At 68.6% G+C, this 19084-nt stretch carries 20 protein-coding genes; 12 read left to right on the forward strand and 8 right to left on the reverse strand.

Translation table 11 applies throughout. From position 1 onward, the window contains the following. Position 1: 1 nt before the first annotated feature. The 4 genes from ASF65_RS18600 to ASF65_RS18615 all read right to left on the reverse strand — a co-directional run bounded on the left by ASF65_RS18600 (position 2) and on the right by ASF65_RS18615 (position 3065). Positions 2–532 (reverse strand): TIGR02281 family clan AA aspartic protease, encoded by a 531-nt coding sequence (locus tag ASF65_RS18600; RefSeq protein WP_055892655.1) that lies wholly within the window; start codon positions 530–532, stop codon positions 2–4. A gap of 109 nt (positions 533–641) precedes the next feature. Further along, positions 642–1271 (reverse strand): uracil phosphoribosyltransferase, encoded by a 630-nt coding sequence (upp, locus tag ASF65_RS18605; RefSeq protein WP_055892658.1) that lies wholly within the window; start codon positions 1269–1271, stop codon positions 642–644. 81 nt (positions 1272–1352) lie between these two features. Next, positions 1353–2546 carry a phosphopentomutase gene (locus ASF65_RS18610; protein WP_055892661.1) on the reverse strand — a complete coding sequence of 398 codons (1194 nt, stop codon included), beginning with the start codon at positions 2544–2546 and terminating at the stop codon, positions 1353–1355. A gap of 72 nt (positions 2547–2618) precedes the next feature. Continuing rightward, positions 2619–3065 (reverse strand): pilus assembly protein N-terminal domain-containing protein, encoded by a 447-nt coding sequence (locus ASF65_RS18615; RefSeq protein WP_055892664.1) that lies wholly within the window; start codon positions 3063–3065, stop codon positions 2619–2621. 241 nt (positions 3066–3306) lie between these two features. On the opposite strand from ASF65_RS18615, the gene ASF65_RS18620 reads away from it, so the two are divergent. From ASF65_RS18620 to ASF65_RS18660, 9 genes are all read left to right on the forward strand, one after another. Continuing rightward, positions 3307–3483 (forward strand): Flp family type IVb pilin, encoded by a 177-nt coding sequence (locus ASF65_RS18620; RefSeq protein WP_055892668.1) that lies wholly within the window; start codon positions 3307–3309, stop codon positions 3481–3483. Positions 3484–3549: 66 nt separating this feature from the next. Further along, positions 3550–4041 (forward strand): prepilin peptidase, encoded by a 492-nt coding sequence (locus ASF65_RS18625; protein ID WP_055892670.1) that lies wholly within the window; start codon positions 3550–3552, stop codon positions 4039–4041. Between the two features lie 128 nt (positions 4042–4169). Beyond that, a complete protein-coding gene (cpaB, locus tag ASF65_RS18630) occupies positions 4170–4991 on the forward strand; it encodes a Flp pilus assembly protein CpaB (protein WP_055892674.1) in 822 nt (273 codons plus the stop codon). A 2-nt stretch (positions 4992–4993) separates the two neighbouring features. After that, positions 4994–6577 carry a type II and III secretion system protein family protein gene (locus tag ASF65_RS18635; protein ID WP_055892678.1) on the forward strand — a complete coding sequence of 528 codons (1584 nt, stop codon included), beginning with the start codon at positions 4994–4996 and terminating at the stop codon, positions 6575–6577. Then, a complete protein-coding gene (locus ASF65_RS18640; RefSeq protein ID WP_055892681.1) occupies positions 6574–7281 on the forward strand; it encodes a CpaD family pilus assembly lipoprotein in 708 nt (235 codons plus the stop codon). The genes ASF65_RS18635 and ASF65_RS18640 overlap by 4 nt, the downstream gene beginning before the upstream one ends. A 14-nt stretch (positions 7282–7295) precedes the next feature. After that, entirely contained in the window at positions 7296–8570 is a 1275-nt protein-coding gene (locus ASF65_RS18645) for a CpaE family protein (RefSeq protein ID WP_055892684.1), read from the forward strand. Between the two features lie 13 nt (positions 8571–8583). Then, positions 8584–10050 (forward strand): CpaF family protein, encoded by a 1467-nt coding sequence (locus tag ASF65_RS18650; protein ID WP_055892687.1) that lies wholly within the window; start codon positions 8584–8586, stop codon positions 10048–10050. After that, positions 10047–11048: a type II secretion system F family protein gene (locus ASF65_RS18655; RefSeq protein WP_055892690.1), complete on the forward strand. Its 1002-nt coding sequence runs from the start codon at positions 10047–10049 to the stop codon at positions 11046–11048. The genes ASF65_RS18650 and ASF65_RS18655 overlap by 4 nt, the downstream gene beginning before the upstream one ends. Positions 11049–11109: 61 nt before the next feature. Next, entirely contained in the window at positions 11110–12099 is a 990-nt protein-coding gene (locus tag ASF65_RS18660) for a type II secretion system F family protein (RefSeq protein WP_055892693.1), read from the forward strand. Positions 12100–12175: 76 nt separating this feature from the next. On the opposite strand, the gene ASF65_RS18665 is transcribed toward ASF65_RS18660, so the two are convergent. Then, a complete protein-coding gene (locus ASF65_RS18665) occupies positions 12176–13057 on the reverse strand; it encodes a tetratricopeptide repeat protein (protein ID WP_055892695.1) in 882 nt (293 codons plus the stop codon). A 98-nt stretch (positions 13058–13155) separates the two neighbouring features. On the opposite strand from ASF65_RS18665, the gene ASF65_RS18670 reads away from it, so the two are divergent. The 3 genes from ASF65_RS18670 (at position 13156) to ASF65_RS18680 (ending at position 15822) form a co-directional block, all read left to right on the forward strand. Then, positions 13156–14538 carry a leucyl aminopeptidase family protein gene (locus tag ASF65_RS18670; protein WP_055892698.1) on the forward strand — a complete coding sequence of 461 codons (1383 nt, stop codon included), beginning with the start codon at positions 13156–13158 and terminating at the stop codon, positions 14536–14538. Positions 14539–14611: 73 nt separating this feature from the next. Beyond that, on the forward strand, positions 14612–14962 hold the full coding sequence (locus tag ASF65_RS18675; protein ID WP_055892700.1) for a MarR family transcriptional regulator: 351 nt from the start codon (positions 14612–14614) through the stop codon (positions 14960–14962). Beyond that, positions 14959–15822, forward strand: a complete 864-nt coding sequence (locus ASF65_RS18680; RefSeq protein ID WP_055892703.1) for a C40 family peptidase — start codon at positions 14959–14961, stop codon at positions 15820–15822. Before ASF65_RS18675 ends, ASF65_RS18680 begins: the two co-directional genes overlap by 4 nt. Here ASF65_RS18680 and ASF65_RS18685 read toward each other — a convergent pair whose 3' ends face one another. The 3 genes from ASF65_RS18685 to ASF65_RS18695 are packed head-to-tail and all read right to left on the reverse strand — an operon-like array spanning position 15823 to position 19072. Further along, complete coding sequence (locus ASF65_RS18685; protein ID WP_055892705.1) at positions 15823–16764, reverse strand: glyoxylate/hydroxypyruvate reductase A; 942 nt, start codon at positions 16762–16764, stop codon at positions 15823–15825. It abuts the gene before it with no gap. Next, positions 16761–17420 carry an NUDIX hydrolase gene (locus tag ASF65_RS18690; RefSeq protein ID WP_055892708.1) on the reverse strand — a complete coding sequence of 220 codons (660 nt, stop codon included), beginning with the start codon at positions 17418–17420 and terminating at the stop codon, positions 16761–16763. The genes ASF65_RS18685 and ASF65_RS18690 overlap by 4 nt, the downstream gene beginning before the upstream one ends. Further along, entirely contained in the window at positions 17417–19072 is a 1656-nt protein-coding gene (locus tag ASF65_RS18695; protein ID WP_082505844.1) for an ABC transporter ATP-binding protein, read from the reverse strand. Before ASF65_RS18695 ends, ASF65_RS18690 begins: the two co-directional genes overlap by 4 nt. Positions 19073–19084 lie beyond the last annotated feature (12 nt).

The following is a 19084-nucleotide window of genomic DNA, read 5'->3' on the forward strand; positions in this document are numbered from 1 at the left end:
GCTACTGGACCAGCGTCAGCCGGCCGTCGGCGACCTCGAACCGCGACAGGCGCTTCAGGAAGCTCATGCCGAGAAGCGTCACGCCGGGGCCCTGGCCTTCGAGCACCATGACATCGACATCGGCGGCCTCCACCGGACCGATCGACAGATGGCGGACCTTGGCGAGCGCGGCGCGCACGGTTCCCTGTGCGGTCTGGGCGCGATGCACGAAGTCCGACGGGTCGACCCAGACGCCGAGCCGGCGCGCGGTCTCCTGCCCGAGCGCGACATAGGTCGCGCCCGTGTCGACCATGACCTCCTCGTTCCGGCCGTCGAAGCGCGCCTCGACGCGGAAATGGCCGTCGGCGCCGGCGGGAAGCCGAACCATCCGGCCGCTTGGGCGAGGCACGGCGGCCTCCACCACCGCGACCGGCGGCTCCAGGCGCTCGACCTCGCCCTCGGACACGAGGCTCGCCCGGTAGCGCTCGAAGGCGGAGGGGAAGACCAGCGCGACGGCCGTGGCGCCGATCAGGAGGGGGAGGAGCTTCGTCATCGGCCGGCATCCGGGGCAGGCGCGCCGAAGGGGCGCACTGCCGCCAGCCTGACGGAACCGGGTTGCCAAACCGTTAGGGCGCGCCGGGCCCGCGTGCGAGCGCTGCTCCCTACTTCGTGCCGTACATCCGGTCGCCCGCGTCGCCGAGGCCGGGGATGATGTAGCCCTTCTCGTTCAGCCCCTGGTCGATCGAGGCGGTGAAGACGGGAATGTCGGGATGGGCGTCGCGGAAGCGGCGGATGCCTTCCGGGGCGGCAAGGAGGCAGAGGAAGCGGATGTTGCGCGCACCGCGGTTCTTCAACATGTCCATCGCCGCGACCGCCGAATTGGCGGTGGCCAGCATCGGGTCGACGACGATGATCAGCCGGTTCCCGAGATCGTCGGGCGCCTTGAAGTAGTATTCGACCGGCTGGAGGGTCTCGTGGTCCCGGTAGAGGCCGACATGGGCGACGCGCGCTGCCGGCACGAGGTCGAGCATGCCCTCGAGGAGCCCGTTGCCGGCACGCAGGATGGAGGCGAAGACGAGCTTCTTGCCCTCGAGGATCGGCGCCGACATCGGCCCCATCGGCGTTTCGATGTCGATCGTCGTGATGTCGAGGTCGCGCGTCACCTCGTAGCAGAGAAGGGTCGAGATCTCGCGCAGGAGGCGACGGAAGCTTGCCGTCGAGGTCTCCTGCTTGCGCATCAGGGTCAGCTTGTGCTGGACCAGCGGATGATCGATCACGGTGACGCCGTCCATGCGGGCAGTTCCTTCGGCTGATGTCGTGGCAGAGCGTGTAGTGCCTGGCGACGCCGCCGCCAAGATCACGCAAGCCGGCGCTTAGAGAAAGCTCGTTCCGTGCGGCCCGGGCGCGAGCCCGAGATGGGCCGCGACGCTTTCCCCGATGTCGGCGAAGGTCGGGCGCAGGCCGATCGCCGACGGGGCGATGCCGGGGCCGAACCCGAGGACGGGCACGCGCTCGCGCGTGTGGTCGGTGCCGGGAAAGGTCGGGTCGCAGCCGTGGTCGGCCGTAAGGATCACGAGGTCGCCGGGCTTGAGGCGCGCGTCGAGCTCGGGCAGGCGCGCGTCGAAGGCCTCGAGCTCGGCGGCATAGCCCGCCACGTCGCGCCGGTGTCCGTGCAGGGTGTCGAAATCGACGAAGTTCGCGAACACGAGATCGCCGTCTCCGGCATCGTCCACCGCGCCGAGAAGCCTGTCGAACAGCGCCATGTTGCCGTCGCCCTTGCGCACCTCGCTGATGCCGCGATGGGCGAAGATGTCGCCGATCTTGCCGATCGCGATGACGCGGCCGCCGGCCGCGATCGCCCGGTCGAGCACGGTCGGCTCGGGCGGCGGCACGGCGTAGTCGCGCCGGTTGGCCGTGCGCCGGAAGCTTGAGGCGTCGCGGCCGACGAAGGGGCGGGCGATCACGCGGCCGATGGTGAGCGCGTCGACATGGCGGCGGGCGATCTCGCACAGGGCGTAGAGGCGGTCGAGCCCGAACGCCTCCTCGTGCGCGGCGATCTGGAGGACGCTGTCGGCCGAGGTGTAGAAGATCGGCTTTCCCGTGCGGATGCTCGCTTCCCCCTCGGCCTCGATGATCTCGGTGCCGGATGCGTGACGGTCTCCGAGGATCCCCGGCAGGCCCGCTTCCTCGACGATGGCGGCGACCAGCGGAGGCGGAAAGCAGGGCTCCGTGCGCGGAAAGTAACCCCAGTCGAACGGCACCGGCACGCCCGCGATCTCCCAGTGCCCGGACGGCGTGTCCTTGCCGCGGCTGGTTTCCTCGGCAACGCCGAAAAGGCCCTGCGGGGCCGGGCCGCCGTCGAGCCCGGCGGCGGCGAGGAGTCCGAGGCGCTCCAGGAACGGCAGGCGGAGCGGGCCCTGCCGCAGCCCGGCGCGGTCGGCCTTTCCGTTCGAGGCGGCCTCGCGGATATGGCCGAACGTGTCGGCCCCTGCGTCGCCATAGGCTGCCGCGTCCGGCGCGCCGCCGATTCCGAAACTGTCGAGCACGATCAGGATGGCGCGGGGCAAGCTGGTTCTCCTCTCGATGTCGCTCTTTCTGTCATGAAAGCGGCGCAGAGGGGAGGAGGGGCGTTGCTGCCGTCAGTTGCTCGGCTGGGAGAGACCGTCGTGGCCCTGGACCTGCGCCACGGCACTGCCGAACGCGCCCGTATCGTCGCCGATCGCGACCTTTGGTTCGCAGGTCGGTGCGCAGGAGAAGGTCTGCCGTGATCCCTGGCGGTAGACGCGAAGCGAGTGATCCTCGGCGGCCGACACGACCACGCTGTCGTCGAGCATCACTTCGCCAGCCGTATCGAGGACGACGAGATTGGTGATGCCGTAGGAGCGTCCGGTCATCACCAGCGTGCGGGCGTCGTGGATCGTGATGTCGGCGATCGACGGATTGCCGATGATCACGCTGCCGGCCTGGCGCGGGATGCGCAGGATGCGCGCCTGGTCGATCGGCACGGTCAGCCCGTCCGGGCTTCCCGCCTGGGCGAGCGAAGGGGCACCGAGAGCGAGGACCGCTGCGAGAACAAGGAGACGCATCGAACAAACTCCGCCGGGCGCACGATGCCGGCCCCCATCCTTAATGCGCGGATGCTTAAGGGAACGTTGCAGGACGGCGTTTGCCAATCATTCACCTTGTGATGCGGGTTCGTGTCTTAACCTTTGATTAGGTCTGTTCCTTAAGCGAGCGGCAAACGCTCCTCTGTAATTTGGAGCTTACCGAACGACGGACGATATCGGGTCGTCGGGACAGGTTTCCAACGAACGGGCAGGAGTTTCCATGTTCAAGCTCATCAGGCGTTTTCGCAAGAACGAGTCCGGCGCGACCGCCATCGAGTACGGCCTGATCGCCGCGCTCGTCGGCGTTGCCATCATCACCGGCGCCACCACGCTCGGCACCAAGCTGGGCACGACCTTCAGCAACATCGCCGGCAAGTTCGGCACTGCTGTTCCCTGATAACCGTCGAGCAAGGCGAGGCCGCGTCCGCGGCCTTGCCTTTTTTCGGAAGAAGGATCCGGCATCATGGCGTCCCTGCTGGTTCTGGTTTTCGCTGGGGTCATGATCGCGGCAGCCGCGACCGATCTTGCCAGCATGACGATCGCCAATCGCCTCGTCGTCGCGCTTGCGGCGGCGTTTTTTCTGTTCGGCCTGGCGGCAGGCTTCACCCCCACGGTCTTCCTGCTTCATCTGGCGGCGGGTTCGGGCGTTCTCGCCATCACCTTCGGCTGTTTCGCCGCCGGCTGGATGGGCGGGGGTGATGCCAAGCTGATCTCGGCCGTGGCCCTGTGGCTCGGACCGACGCCCGAGCTCGCATCCTTCGCGCTGTGGACCTCGATCCTCGGCGGCGTCCTGACGCTTGCCTTCCTCGCCGTCCGGTCCATCCTGTCGCCGACCACGGGACTGGCTCCGGTGGATCGTCTTCTTCGGTCCGATACCGGCATCCCCTACGGCGTCGCGATCGGGGCCGCGGGACTGGCCATGGTCCCTACCATGCTGGCGTCGCTTCCCGCCTGAGGTCAGGCGTTCATCATTATTGACGCAGCGTGAACCGCGTCAGCAAAGCGTTAACCATGCCTTGAGGATTTATCCTCCATAACGCCTCATCGGTCGATTTCCAAAGGACCGCAGGAGGAGTTGAGAGGATGCAGGCTTCGCGCTTGGCGATCTTCGGCGTGGCAGCCGTGGCGGCGATCGGCGCCGGGTTCCTCGCATTGCACCTCGGTGGCCCTGCACCCGAACCGATCATCATATCCACCCAGCCGGTACAGCCTCCGATCAAACTCGTCGAGGTGCTCGTCGCCTCGCACGATATCGGCATGGGGGCAGGCACCGAAGGCGCCCTCGACTGGATGAAATGGCCCGAGGACGGCGTTTCCGCGACGCTGATCCGCCGCGACAGCAGACCCGACGCCATCACCGAACTGAAGGGCACCATCGCCCGCCAGCGCTTCTTCGCCGGCGAGCCGATCCGCGAAGCCAAGCTGATCCGTTCCGACCGCGGGTTCATGTCGGCGATCCTGCCGTCGGGCAGCCGCGCGGTCGCGGTCCAGATCGCGCCCGACACGTCGGCCGGCGGCTTCATCCTGCCCAACGACCATGTCGACGTCATCATGACACGCGCCCGGCCGTCCGTCGATGGCCAGCCGCCGAGCTACGACACCCAGACCGTCCTCAAGAACCTGCGCGTTCTGGCCATCGACCAGTCGGTGGAAGAGAAGGAGGGCGAGCGCGTCGTCGTCGGCACCACCGCCACGCTCGAGGTCGACGCCGCGCAGGCCGAGGCGCTGACCGCCGCCCAGCGCATGGCCGAACGGCTCGTCCTGTCGCTGCGCTCGCTGGCCGATTCCGTGCCCGGCTCGCCCGGCTACGCGGCCTTCCTGCTCGACCAGCAGAAGCGGCCCACCAACACCGAGATCCGCCTCGTCCGCTACGGCAAGACGACCAACCTGACCACGGGGAACTGACCATGGCCGACCGCATCCTGCGTCCCCTGGCCCACCTCGCGCTGGCCGTCATCGCCGTGGGCCTTCCCGAAGCGGCGCTGGCCGCCTCGAACGACGCGATCATCTCCGTCAGCCGCCTGAACCAGACGATCCCCCTCGGGCTCAACAAGTCCAAGGTCGTGGACCTGCCGCGCGACGCGCATGACATCGTGGTGGCCGATCCGTCCGTCGCCGATGCGGTCACGCGTACCGCGCGCCGCATCTACCTCTTCGGCAAGGCGGTCGGTCAGACCAACATCTTCGTCTTCGACGCCGCAGGCCGCGAGATCGCGGTCCTCGATCTCAAGATCGAGCGCGACATCGATGGGCTTGCCGCCACCATCCGCCGCTTCATCCCGACCGCCGACGTCAAGGCGGAGATGCTGAACGACAACGTCATCCTGACCGGGACGGTGGAGAACGCGCAGGACGCCGCCCGTGCGGTGGACCTTGCGACCATCTTCACGCGGGGCGGCGAGGCGACCACGGGTCAGTTCGTCCAGACGACGACGGCCGGCGGGAGCACGGGTGCCGGTGGCGCCGCCTTCGGCGCGGTCTCGCAGATCAATCCGACCATCCAGCGCAGCCAGATCGTCAACCTTCTCCAGATCCAGGGCGAGGACCAGGTCACGCTGAAGGTGACCGTCGCCGAGGTCCAGCGCTCGGTCGTCAAGCAGCTCGGCATTGATGGGATCGGCGTCGCATCGTCCGATGGCATCGCGTTCGCGGCGGCCAGTTCCAACCCGTTCGGCCTCGGCAAGGCGATCTCTTCGGCCGGAGCCGACCTCTTCAACGGTGGCAACAGCGACAACGGTATCTCCGCGCAGCTGCGCGCCATGGAGCAGGCCGGCGTGATGCGCACGCTCGCCGAACCGAGCCTGACCGCGATCTCCGGCGAGAGCGCCTCGTTCAAGGTCGGCGGTGAATTCTCCGTCGCCAGCGGCAAGTCGGAAAAGGCTCCAAGACGCACGCCCATCCTCGGGCAGAACGGCGCGATCATCGGTTTCGACAACGAACCCGGATCGGTGGACTACGAACACAAGGAAATCGACTACGGCATCGGCCTCGACTTCACGCCGGTGGTTCTGTCGCCGGGACGCATCAGCCTGAAGATTCGCACGGCCGTGTCGGAGCCGACGTTCGAGTCGCCCTACGCCATTCCGGGTGGCCTTGCGCCGGGCGTCAATCTCGTCGGAATCCGCAAGCGCCTCGCCGACACCACGGTCGAGCTTCCGTCCGGCGGCTCGATGGTGATCGCTGGTCTCGTGCGCGACGAGATGCGCCAAGTCATTTCCGGCTATCCCGGCCTGTCCAAGATCCCGATCCTCGGCACCCTGTTCCGCTCGCGCGACTTCCAGCGCTACGAGACCGAGCTCGTCGTGATCGTCACGCCCTACCTCGTGCGGCCCGTCGCGCGGCAGGATCTCGCCCGGCCCGACGACAATCTCGCCTTCACCTCGGATGGCTCCGGCAATCTCCTCGGCCGGATCAACCGCGTCTACGGCCAGTCCGAAACCGCCCTTCCGTCCGGCCGCTACCACGGCACTGTTGGATACATCTACAAATGAGCGCGCTCGCGAATGCCCCCGCCGCCCGCCGCTTCGCCACGGCCGGCCTGATCCTGGCGACCCTTGCCTTCGCCGGCTGCGCCGAAAGGCCGGACGCCTCGCTGAACTTCGTCCCCGACGACTACCGGGCGCGGCATCCGATCATCGTCGGCGATGCGACGCAGAACCTCGACATCCTGCCCTCCGCGGCCGACACGCGCCTGACCCACGCCGACCTGACCCGCGTGCAGAGCTTTGCCAACCGCTTCCGGGCGTCGCGCGCCGCCGCGATCAGCGTCCAGGTCCCGGTGCGCACGCGCAACGCCGCGGCCGCCTCGCTGGTCGCAAGGGACATGCTGCGCGCCCTCCATCGCGAGGGCGTGCCGCGTTCGCGCATCGTGTTCTCGTCCTACGAGGTCGCGGGCGGCGACGAGGCCTATCCGATCCGGCTGTCCTACACCGGCCTTTCCGCGGGCCTCGACCACCCGTGCGGCCAGTGGCCGTCCGACCTCGGCGACACCTATCAGAACCGCAACTACGAGAACTTCGGCTGCGCCTCGCAGGCCAACCTCGCCGCGCAGATCTCGGACCCGCGCGATCTTCTCGGGCCCCGCGGCATGAGCGAGATCGATGCCGAACGCCGCACCACGGTGATCGGCGACTATCGACAGGGTCGGTCGACGGCCTCCGAGCGCAGCAATACCGAATCGAACTACAGCTGGTAGGAAGGCGAAACGCCATGTCGCTCCTGTCCCCATCCGAGACGGCCTACCATCTCGACGACGAGACGCTGCGCGAACGGCTCGAGGCGCTCCGCCCGATTCCGCGCATCTCGATCCAGGCCTTCTGCGAGACGCCGGAGGTCGCCGGCGCGATCGAGGCGGCCGGCTCCGATCGGCGCATGGCCAAGGCGCATCTGCGCGTCCATACAGGCGGCATCCGCGCGGCGGCCGAGCACTATGCCTCGGCCCCGACGCCCAATCTCGTGATCCTGGAATCGCAGTTCGGCCCCGCCGAACTCCTGGCCGAACTCGACACGCTGGCCGACGTCTGCGATCCCGGCTCCAAGGTCGTGGTGGTCGGTCACTGCAACGACGTCTCGCTCTATCGCGAGCTGACGCGTCGCGGGATTTCGGAATATGTCCTCGCCCCGCTGACGCTTGCCGAGTTCATCGGTCTCGTCTCGCAGCTCTTCGCCGCTCCGGACGCGGCGCCGCTGGGTCGCTCGGTCGGCTTCGTCGGGGCCAAGGGCGGCGTCGGCGCCTCCACCGTGTCGCACAACGTTGCCTGGTCGATCGCCAAGCTGTTCTCCTCCGACGTGATCCTCGCCGATTTCGACCTCGCCTTCGGCACCGCCAACATCAACTTCGACAAGGACCCGCCGCAGGGCATCGCCGAGGCCGTGTTCTCCGCCGACCGCCTGGACGACGTGTTCCTCGACCGTCTCCTCGCCAAGTGCGCCGACCACCTGTCGCTGCTCGCCGCCCCCTCCACGCTGGATCGGACCTACGATTTCTCGACCGAGGCCTTCACGCCGCTGATCGAGGCGGCCCAGCGCGTCACGCCGTCGGTGGTGCTCGACCTGCCCCACTCCTGGAACGACTGGACGCGCGACGTCCTCCAGCGGATCGACGAGATCGTGATCGTGGCGACGCCCGATCTCGCCAACCTTCGCAATGCCAAGAACCTCGTCGAGACCCTGAAGCGGTTGCGCCCCAATGATGCGCCGCCGCGCCTCGTGCTCAACCAGACGGCCATGCCCAGGCGGCCCGAGATCGACATCGCCGAGTTTTCCGAGCCGCTCGGCCTCACGCCGCTCGCCACGATCGCCTTCGACCCGGCCGTGTTCGGCGCGGCGGCCAATACCGGGCGCATGGTCTGCGAGGCCGAGCCCAAGCACCCCTCGGTGGAAGCCTTCGCCGAGATCGCGCATGCGGTGACGGGACGCAGTTCCGCCAAGCGCGCGCAGAAGTCCACGCGCTCGGGCCTCTTCGGCCTGATGCGCCGTCGTTAGTCGCGGAGGGAACATGTTCGGAAAGCGCGGCCCCGATACGCCCGCCAAGGTTCCCGCGCCAGCCGTCGCACTCGCGGCGTCCCGCGCGCCCGTCTCCGCGCCCGTGGTCCCGGCATCCGCGCCGGCGCCGATGCGCCGCGCCCCGGAGCCGGCCGCCGCCGCCGCCCCGCCCTCGGCAAAGATCCGCCCCGACAGCTACTACGAGACGAAGAGCAAGGTCTTCGCGGCGCTGATCGACACGATCGACCTCAGCCAGCTCGCGCGCCTCGAGACCGAGGCGGCGCGCGAGGAAATCCGCGACATCGTCAACGACATCATCGCGATCAAGAACTTCGCGATGACGATCGCGGAGCAGGAGGATCTTCTCTCCGACATCTGCAACGACGTCCTCGGCTACGGCCCGTTGGAGCCGCTGCTCGCGCGCGACGACATCGCCGACATCATGGTCAACGGCGCGCGCCAGACCTTCATCGAGGTGAACGGCAAGGTGCAGGAAGCGGGCGTGCGATTCCGCGACAACCAGCAGCTTCTCAACATCTGCCAGCGCATCGTCTCCCAGGTCGGCCGGCGCGTCGACGAATCCTCGCCGATCTGCGACGCGCGCCTGCCGGACGGCAGCCGCGTCAACGTCATCGCGCCCCCGCTCGCGATCGACGGCACGGTGCTCACGATCCGCAAGTTCAAGAAGGACAAGCTCACCCTCGACCAGCTCGTCACGTTCGGCGCGATCTCGCCGGAGGGCGCCGAAATCCTCCAGATCATCGGCCGGGTGCGGTGCAACGTCGTCATCTCGGGTGGCACTGGCTCGGGCAAGACGACGCTTCTCAACTGCCTGACGCGCTACATCGACGAGGACGAGCGCATCATCACCTGCGAGGACTCGGCCGAACTCCAGCTCCAGCAGCCCCACGTCGTGCGCCTCGAAACCCGCCCCCCCAACATCGAGGGCGAGGGCGAGATCACCATGCGCGACCTCGTAAAGAACTGCCTGCGCATGCGACCTGAGCGCATCATCGTCGGCGAGGTGCGCGGCCCCGAGGTCTTCGATCTCCTGCAGGCGATGAACACGGGCCACGACGGGTCGATGGGCACGATCCACTCCAACAGCCCGCGCGAGTGCCTCAACCGTATCGAATCCATGATCGCCATGGGCGGCTTCTCGCTTCCCTCGCGCACGGTGAAGGAGATCGTCACCGGCTCGATCGACATCATCGTGCAGGCCGCGCGCCTGCGCGACGGCTCGCGCCGCATCACCCACATCACCGAGGTGCTGGGCATGGAAGGCGACGTCATCACGACGCAGGATCTCTTCGTCTACGACATCCTCGGCGAGGACTCGCGCGGCAAGCTCCTCGGCCACCACCGTTCCACCGGCGTCGGCCGTCCCGCCTTCTGGGATCGCGCGCGCTACTACGGCGAGGAGCAGCGGCTGGCCCGCGCGCTCGACGCCGCCGAGGTCAAGGGTGTGGGGCCGCAATGATCGTCGGCCTTCTTTTCGCGCTTCTCGTCTCCGTCTCGCTCGGCGCGCTCACCTACGCGATCCTGGAGCCGAGGCTCCAGACCGAGAAGAACGCCCGCAGCCGGCTCGGCCTCTACAAGCAGAGCGAAAGCGAGGTGAACGCCAAGCGCGTCGCGCGCGACCGTCTGCAGGAGGTCGCCAAGCGGCGCAAGTCGATCCAGAGTTCGCTGGACGAGCTCGACGGCAAGCAGAAGGCCCGCAATCGCCACACCCGCAACGTGCCGATCGAGCGGCGCATCACCCAGGCGGGCCTGAAGTTCTCGATGCGCGCGTTCGTGCTGGGCAGCATCGGGCTCGGCTTCGTGATGGCGCTGATCACGCTCGTGATGGGCGCGCCGCTTCTTCTGGCCGCCGGGCTCGGCGTCGTCGGTGGTCTGGGCGTGCCGCGCTGGTTCCTGTCCTTCATGCGCAAGCGTCGGCAGAAGAAGTTCACCGAGGAGTTCGCCAACGCCGTGGACGTCGTGGTGCGCGGCATCCGCTCCGGCCTGCCGCTGAACGACACGCTGCGCATGGTGGCGGCCGAGACGCCCGAACCCGTCCGATCGGAATTCGCGCGCATCGTGGAAGGGTTGCAGATCGGCCTGTCGATGACCGAGGCGGTGGAGCGGCTCTACCAGAACATGCCGCTGCCCGAGACGAACTTCTTCGCCATCGTGGTGTCCATCCAGAGCCAGGCAGGCGGCAATCTCGGCGAGGCGCTGTCCAACCTCTCGCGGGTTCTGCGCGATCGCAAGCGGATGAAGGGCAAGATCCAGGCGATGTCGATGGAGGCGAAGGCGTCCGGCGCGATCATCGGCGCCCTGCCGTTCATCGTCGGGTTTCTCGTCTACCTCACGTCGCCCGACTACATCGGAATCCTGTTCACGACGTCGATGGGCAACATCGTCCTCGCCTGCGCCGGCTTCTGGATGTCGATCGGCATCATGGTCATGCGCAACATGATCAACTTCGACTTCTGACAAGGCACGCGGCCTGCCGGCCGGCGCTTTCGTCCGTCCCTCTTTCGAAGGTGCAGCGCCCATGGACGCCGTCCTCAGCCTCATCGGCCTTTCCAGCGAGGCCGCGCTCGGCCTTCTGGTCGCCATCGCCGTGTTCGCCACGTTCCTGTCGATCGCGCTGCCGCTGATGAGCGGGCGCGAGATGAAGACGCGCATGCGCTCCGTGGCGCTGGAGCGCGACGAACTGCGCGCGCGCGAGCGGGCGCGCATGGCGAGCGAGCGCGACAACAAGCGCGGCAAGGGGCTCCGCAAGGAGCAGGATCGCTCGTTCGCCGCGCGCGTCGTCGAGAAGCTGGACCTGCGCAACGCCCTGATGGACGAGGCGACGCTCACCAAGCTCAAGGTCGCGGGCCTCCGCACGCAGCGGGCGACGACGCTCTTCCTGTTCTGCCGGGTCGCGCTGCCGCTGGTCTTCGGTCTTCTTGCCGCCTTCTACATCTTCGGCATCGGCCTCCTTGGCGATTACACGGTGCCGGTCCGGATCTTCGTCTGCATCCTGGCCGCCTATGCCGGCTTCTACGCGCCCAACTTCTACGTGAAGAACCGGGCGTCCAAGCGCGGCCAGTCGATCGGCCGCGCCTGGCCGGACGCGCTCGACCTTCTGCTGATCTGCGTGGAATCGGGCAATTCGATCGAAGCCGCCTTCCGGCGCGTCGCCGACGAGATCGGCATCCAGTCGATCGAACTGGCGGAGGAACTCGTGCTGGTCTGCGCCGAGCTGTCCTATCTGCCCGAGCGCCGCCAGGCGTACGAGAACCTCGTCTCGCGCACCGGCATGGAATCGGTGCGCTCGGTCTCCACCGCGCTGATCCAGGCCGAGCGCTACGGAACGCCGCTCGGCGTCGCGCTGCGCACCATGTCGCAGGAAAGCCGCGACACGCGCATGATGGCCGCCGAGAAGAAGGCCGCCGCCCTTCCGCCCAAGCTCACCGTACCGATGATCCTGTTCTTCCTGCCGGTGCTGTTCGCGGTGATCATCGGCCCCGCCGTCATCCAGATCATGCAGCGCTGAACGCGAAAGCGGAAAGGCCCACCTCCTTGCGAAGAGCGGGCCTTTTACGTCCTTTGCGACCGAAGGGCAAAGCGGCTCAGCCGCGATCCTCCGCGGCGAGTTCCGACCACGTGTTCTTCTGCGCCAGCATCTGGCGGAGGTAGGCGACGTTGGCCTTGGCCTCGTCGGGGCTGAGGACGGCGGAGGCGGTGCGCTCGGCCTCGTCGAACCGGCCCTGCAGGCCCATCACCAGCGCGAGGTTCTGGCGCACGCGCGCATCCGCGCCCGGCAGTTTTACGGCGCGCGACAGATAGGTTTCGGACTTCGGCAGGTCCTTCGACAGGAGATAGGACATGCCGAGATTGGACAGGATCGACGGCTCGTTCGGTTCGAGGACGAGCGCCTTCTCGTAGAGGACGCGCGCCTTCTCCGGCTGGCCGAGCTGGTCGAGGATCGCACCCTCGGCCGACAGGAGGCGCCAGTCCGGGCGGTCCGGCGTCTGTGCCCGGCGCACGGTCTCCAGCGCCTTCGGCAGGTCGCCGGCCGCCGCCAAGGCCTTGCCGTAGGCCGCCAGCACGTCGCGATCGTCGGGATGGGCGATCGCCACCTGCCGCATCACGGCGAGCGACTGCTCGTTGCGCCCGTTCATCTGCAGCGCCGAAGCGAAGGCGAGGCCGTTCGCCTTGTCCTTCGGGTTGCCCTCGTAGCGCGCGCCATAGGCGCGCACCGCGCTGGCGAGTTGCTCGGCCGACATCTCGGAGAGCGCGGGCTCGCCGCGCGGCGCCGTCGAGGTGCTGGAGGCGGTGGACGGGCCGATCGAGCCGGTATGCATGCGCGAGGTCTGGTTGCACCCGGCCAGAAGCGCCAGCGTCAGGAAACCACCGGCCAGCGCAAGGCGCCTTGCATGGGTCGCGGAGCGGGCGTAGGCCCCTGCCTCGAGCGAGGCTTCGGGCCGGCTGGTGGGTTCGAAGGCGCGCATGGGTCCCGATCCGGCTGTGCAGTCTGTCGCCTCAGCCATAAATCGTTAACCTTACCGCTCCCTTAATCCTCTGGAGCGCACGCGAGGACCTTAGTGAGATGACCGACCGCCTCCTGTCCGCCGCTCACGACGCCCGACCCGTTCATCCCGTGGGGGAGGGCGACCTCGGCGGCCTTCCCGCGCCGCTCGGGTCCTGGGCGCAGGCGATGGGCTGGAAGGGGGGCGCAGGTGGCGTTCTCGTAGCGCCCGGCCCTGAGGGCGCACCCGGCTCCGCCGCGCTCGGCCTCGGTGCCGCAGGCGCGAGCCCGGCCGAGCGTGCGCTTCTGACGGGTGCCCTCGCGACCGCCCTGCCGGCGGGGGACTGGGCGCTCGCCGACGGTCACGGGCTCGACCCGGACTTGGCCGCGCTGGGCTTCCTGATGGGTGCCTATCGTTTCGACCGCTACCGCTCCAAGCCCGCCGAGGACGGTGCCCGCCTGGCGCTGCCCGAGGGCGCCGACGAGGCGCGGGTCCGCCTTCATGCCGGCGCCGTCGCGATGGTGCGCGACCTCATCAACACGCCGACCAACGATCTCGGACCCGACGGCATCGAGGCGGCCGCCCGCGCGCTGGCAGACGAGTTCGGCGCCGCCCTTTCGGTGATCAGCGGCGATGCGCTGCTGGCCGAAAACTTCCCGATGATCCATGCGGTCGGCCGCGCGAGCGCCGTTGCGCCGCGCCTCATCGACATGACATGGGGCCCGGCCGACGCCCCGCGCGTGACGCTGGTCGGCAAGGGCGTCGCCTTCGATACGGGCGGCCTCGACATCAAGCCGGCCTCCGGCATGCTCCTGATGAAGAAGGACATGGGCGGCGCCGCGAACGTCCTCGGCCTTGCGCGCATCGTCATGGGCGAGGGGCTGCGGGTGCGCCTGCGGGTCCTGATCCCCGCCGTCGAGAACGCGATCGCCGGCAACGCCTTCCGCCCCGGCGACATCCTCAGGAGCCGCAACGGCAAGACGGTCGAGATCGGCAACACGGATGCGGAAGGCCGGCTGATCCTCGCCGACGCGCTGTCACTCGCCGACGAGGAGGCGCCCGAGATTCTAGTCGACATGGCGACGCTGACGGGCGCCGCGCGCGTCGCGCTGGGACCCGACCTGCCGCCCTTCTACACCGACGACGAGGCGCTGGCCGAAGCGATCACGGAAGCCAGCGTCGCCGTGCACGATCCGCTCTGGCGCCTGCCGCTCTGGAAGCCCTACACGAAGAATCTCGCCTCGAAGATCGCCGACATCAACAACGTCACCACCGACGGCTTCGCCGGCTCGGTGACTGCCGCTCTCTTCCTTCAGGGCTTCGTCTCGCAGGCGAAGTCTTGGGTGCATTTCGACGTGTTCGGCTGGCGCCCGCAGGCCGGACCGACGGGACCCGCCGGCGGCGAGGCGCAGGCGATCCGCGCGCTCGCGAAAGTTCTGCGCGAGCGCTATCCGTCCTCTTGAAACAGCCTCAATTCCTCTGTCCTGTGACCGAACCGGCTCCGAAACGAGGGCCGGTTCGGGGTGGGGACCGAGGATGGGTATCGAAATCCGGCCGGCGCAGGCGCTTCGTCTGCTTCACGGCAACGCATTGAAGCAGGCACATGATTCGGGGCCCGACCTGACGACGCGCCAGACCGCGATCCTCCTCACCGTCTATCTCGAGCCGCCCCCACATACGGTGCGCGGCCTTGCCGAGCGGCTGAAGGTGACGAAGCCGGTCGTCACCCGGGCGCTGGACACGATGGGACGGCTGGAGCTTCTGGAGCGTCGCCGCGACCCGGCGGACCTGCGCAACGTCCTCGTGCGCCGCACCGTGAAGGGCAGCCTCTTCGTGTCGCAGATGGCCGACCGGCTGGTCGACGAAGCCGGAGGGCTGGCGCGATGACCGTGGCTCTCGATCGGCGCCTTCATGCCGTGCGCCCGGACCTGGCCGACGAACGCCTGCGCGGGCGCGTCGAAGCCGACCGCTTCGTCGCGGGCGAGGCGGCCCATGTCGATGCCCCGCTCGCCGACCTTCGCCGCCACCCTTCGCCCGACGCGCCGCTGGAAACGCAGGCGCTGCACGGCGAGGCGGTGACGATCTTCGAGGAGACCCCGGAAGGCTGGTGCTGGGTCCAACTGGAGCGCGACCGCTATGTCGGCTGGATGCCGACCGCCGCGATCCTCGCCGGACCGGGTCCCGAGGCGACCCATCGCGTCTGCGTGCTGCGCACCTTCGTGTTTCCGGGACCCGACATCAAGCGTCCGCCGATGCGCGACCTGATGCTCGGCGCGGGTGTCGCCGCGAAGGGTCAGGCCACCAACCCCAACGCGACCTACACGCTGATCGCACCCTTCGGTGCGATCGTCTCGCAGCACCTGGAGCCGATCTCCGCCGTCGCGCCGGACTTCGTTTCGGTGGCGGAAGGGTTCCGGCAGGTGCCCTATCTCTGGGGCGGCAAGTCGCCGTCCGGCATCGACTGCTCCGGTCTCGTACAGTTGTCGCTCCTGCTGTCGGGGATCGAGGCGCCGCGCGACACCGATCTGCAGGCGGCGTCGCTCGGGCAGGCGCTCGGCCCCGACGAGCCTCTGCGCCGCGGCGACCTCGTGTTCTGGCGCGGCCATGTCGGCATCATGCTGGACGGCGAGACGCTGCTCCACGCCAACGCCCATCACATGATGACGGCCGCCGAGCCGCTCGCGACCGCCGAGGCGCGGGCGCTCGCCAAGGGCTCGCCCGTCACCGTCCGCCGCCGTCTCGGCTGATCAGTAGCCCGCGCCGCGGTCCACGACGTTGGTGAGGCTCTCGCCGCGCCGGTGCGCGGCGATCTGCGCCATGATGATGGGCGCGAGCGCGGCGGGGTCGGAGGAGGCTGCCGCATGCGGCGTCACGAAGACGCGCGGATGGCGCCAGAGCGGGCTGTCGGCCGCCAGCGGCTCGCGCTCGAAGACGTCGAGCGAGGCTTCCATCAGCCGCCCGTCGTTCAGGGCCCGCAGGATCGCGGAGTCCTTCTGGAGGCCGCCGCGGCCGGCATTGATCAGCGAGGGCGTGCCGAGCGGCGTCTCGCGCTTCAGCTTGGACAGGAACCCGTCGTCGATCATGCCCCGCGTCTCCGACGTCAGCGGCAGGAGGACGACGAGGATGTCGGCGCGCGCGAGGATCGCGTCGAGACCCGCATCGCCGTCGAAGCACTCGACGCCCTCGATCGTCTTCGGCCGTCGGCTCCAGCCCGAGACGCGAAAGCCCAGCGCCTTCAGCTTCTCGGCCGCGTCGCGTCCGAGTTCGCCGAGGCCGAGGATGCCGACCTCGATCTCGGACGCCGCCGGCTGGCGCCGCTCGTTCCAGATCCGCACCGCCTGCTGCGCCCGGTAGGTCATGCCGCGGCGATGATGGTCGAGGACGCGCCAGACGACATACTCGCTCATGCGGGCAGTGAGGTCGTCCGCCACGATGCGCAGGATCGGAACGTCCGGCAGGGTCTTGTCCTGCAGGATGTGATCGACGCCCGCGCCGAGCGAGAAGACCGCGCGAAGGTTGGGCAGGTTGGACAGGACGCCCGGCGGCTGCTTCCAGACCACGGCATAGTCGATGCTCTCGTCGGCCGCACTCGCCGGGCGCAGCACGATGGTTTCGCCGGGCGCGGCGGCGAGCAGCGCCTCCGTCCAGCGCGAGGGATCGAAACCGGTGACGGAAAGAAGGATGCTCACGTGTCGGTATCCGTTTGCGTCGAATCGACGAGGAGTTTCGCACGGGCGCGGCCGTGTCGCGCGAACCAATGTGTCGCTGCGACCAGGAACCCGTTCTGCACGGCGCCGCGGTCGACCGCGGCGAGCAACTCCTCGAAGGGGGCCGATATGGCGAGGATGTCCTCGTCCTCGTCGGCCTTGCCGCCTCGTCCGGTGAGATGCGCGGTGTCGACGATCGCGAGGAAGATCATCGCGAGTTCGTCGGTGAGGCCCGGCGTCGAGAGGATCGAGAAGCAATGGGCGATGGCGCTCGGCACGAGCCCCGTCTCCTCCGTCAGTTCGCGCGCCGCGCCGCCGGAAGGGTCCTCGCCCTCGTCGATGCCGCCGGCGGGCAGTTCCAGCGGCGCGGCGTGCGGGGTCGCGAGCGCCGCGCCGATCCGAAACTGGCGGATGACCACGATCGCATCGCGCGCGGGATCATACGGGATGACCACCGCGCAACGTCCGCCGCGCACGATCTCGCGCCGGACGCGGGCCGGCCGCGCGTCGCCCAGCGGCTCGTGGCTGAGGGTCAGGACGTCGAGCGGGCGGAAGCCGTCGAAAACACGCCGCTCCTCGCTGACGGTGAAGTCGAGCGCCTGATCCTCCAGGCGGGTGCGGTAGATCGAACCGCTCACTGGGCGACGTCCTCGCCCGATGCCGTTTCGATGCGGAAGGCGGCCGCCATCAAGGCCTTGGTGTAGTCGGTCTTCGGGCGCTCGAAGATCTCCTCCGAGGGCCCTCGTTCCACCACCTCGCCGCCGCGCATCACGATGACCTCGTTGGCGAGCGCGCGCACCACCTTGAGGTCGTGGCTGATGAAGAGATAGGCGAGGTCGTGCTTTCGCTGGAGGTCGCGCAGGAGGTCGACCACCTGTGCCTGCACGCTCATGTCGAGCGCCGAGGTCGGCTCGTCCAGCATCACAAACCGCGGATTGAGCACCATGGCGCGGGCGATGGCGACGCGCTGGCGCTGGCCGCCGGAGAACTCGTGCGGATAGCGGAAGCGCGTCGCGGGATCTAGGCCCACTTCCTCCAGCGCCGAGACGACGCGCGCGTCGCGCTCCGCCTTCGAGAGCTTCGGCTGATGCACCTGCAGGCCCTCCGCCACGATGTCGGCGATCGGCATGCGGGGGCTGAGCGAGCCGTAAGGGTCCTGGAACACGATCTGGATACGGTCGCGCCAGTCGCGCATCTCGCGCGACGACTTGGTGTCGATACGCTCCCCGTCGAAGCGGATCTCGCCCTGGCTGGCGATCATCCGACAGAGCGCGAGGCCGAGCGTCGTCTTGCCCGAGCCCGATTCGCCGACGACGCCGACCGTCTGCCCGGCGCGCACGGCGATGTCGATGCCGTTCACCGCCTTCACGTGGTCGCTCACGCGCCGCATGAGGCCGGTGCGCACCGGGAACCAGACCTTCACGCCCTTGCCTTCCATGACGAGCGGTGCATTGGCGTTGGCGGCAGGGGGGCGGCCCTTCGGCTCGGCCGCCAGGAGGTGCTTGGTGTAGGCGTGCTGTGGGTTGGCGAAGATGTCGGCCGTTGGCCCCGTCTCGACGATCTCGCCGCGATACATCACGCAGACCCGGTCGGCGATGCGCCGGACGATGCCGAGATCGTGGGTGATGAAGAGAAGGCCCATGTCCCGCTCGGCCTGCAGCCGCTTCAGGAGTTCCAGGATCTGGGCCTGCACCGTCACGTCGAGCGCCGTCGTCGGCTCGTCGGCGATCAAGAGGTCCGGCTCGTTGGCGAGCGCCATCGCGATCATCACGCGCTGGCGCTGGCCGCCCGACAGTTGGTGGGGGTAGGAGCCGAGCCGCTTCTCCGGTTCGCGGATGCCGACCTGATGCAGAAGCTCCAGCGTGCGCTCGCGCGCGGCGCGATCGGACAGGCCGCGGTGGATCTTCATCACCTCGCCGATCTGCCGCTCGATCGTGTGGAGCGGATTGAGCGAACTCATCGGCTCCTGGAAGATCATCGATATCTTGTTGCCGCGAACGCCGCGCAGCGCCTTGTCGTCGGCGGCGATGAGGTCGCGCCCCTCGAAGACCACCGCGCCGCCGGGATGGCTGGCGGACGGATAGGGCAGGAGCTTCAGGATCGACAGCGCCGAGACGGACTTGCCCGACCCGGACTCGCCGACGAGCGCCACCGTCTCGCCCTTGTGGATCGAAAAGGAGACGCCTTTGACGGCAAGGCTCGTCTCGCCGTTCTGATGGAAGGCGACCTTCAGGTCGCGCACGTCGAGAAGCGGTGCGCTGGCGTCGGGGCGGGGGGCGATCTGGCTCAAGCGGCTCTCATC

Origin of the sequence: Aureimonas sp. Leaf324 (assembly GCF_001423245.1) — a bacterium.
Lineage (GTDB): Bacteria > Pseudomonadota > Alphaproteobacteria > Rhizobiales > Rhizobiaceae > Aureimonas.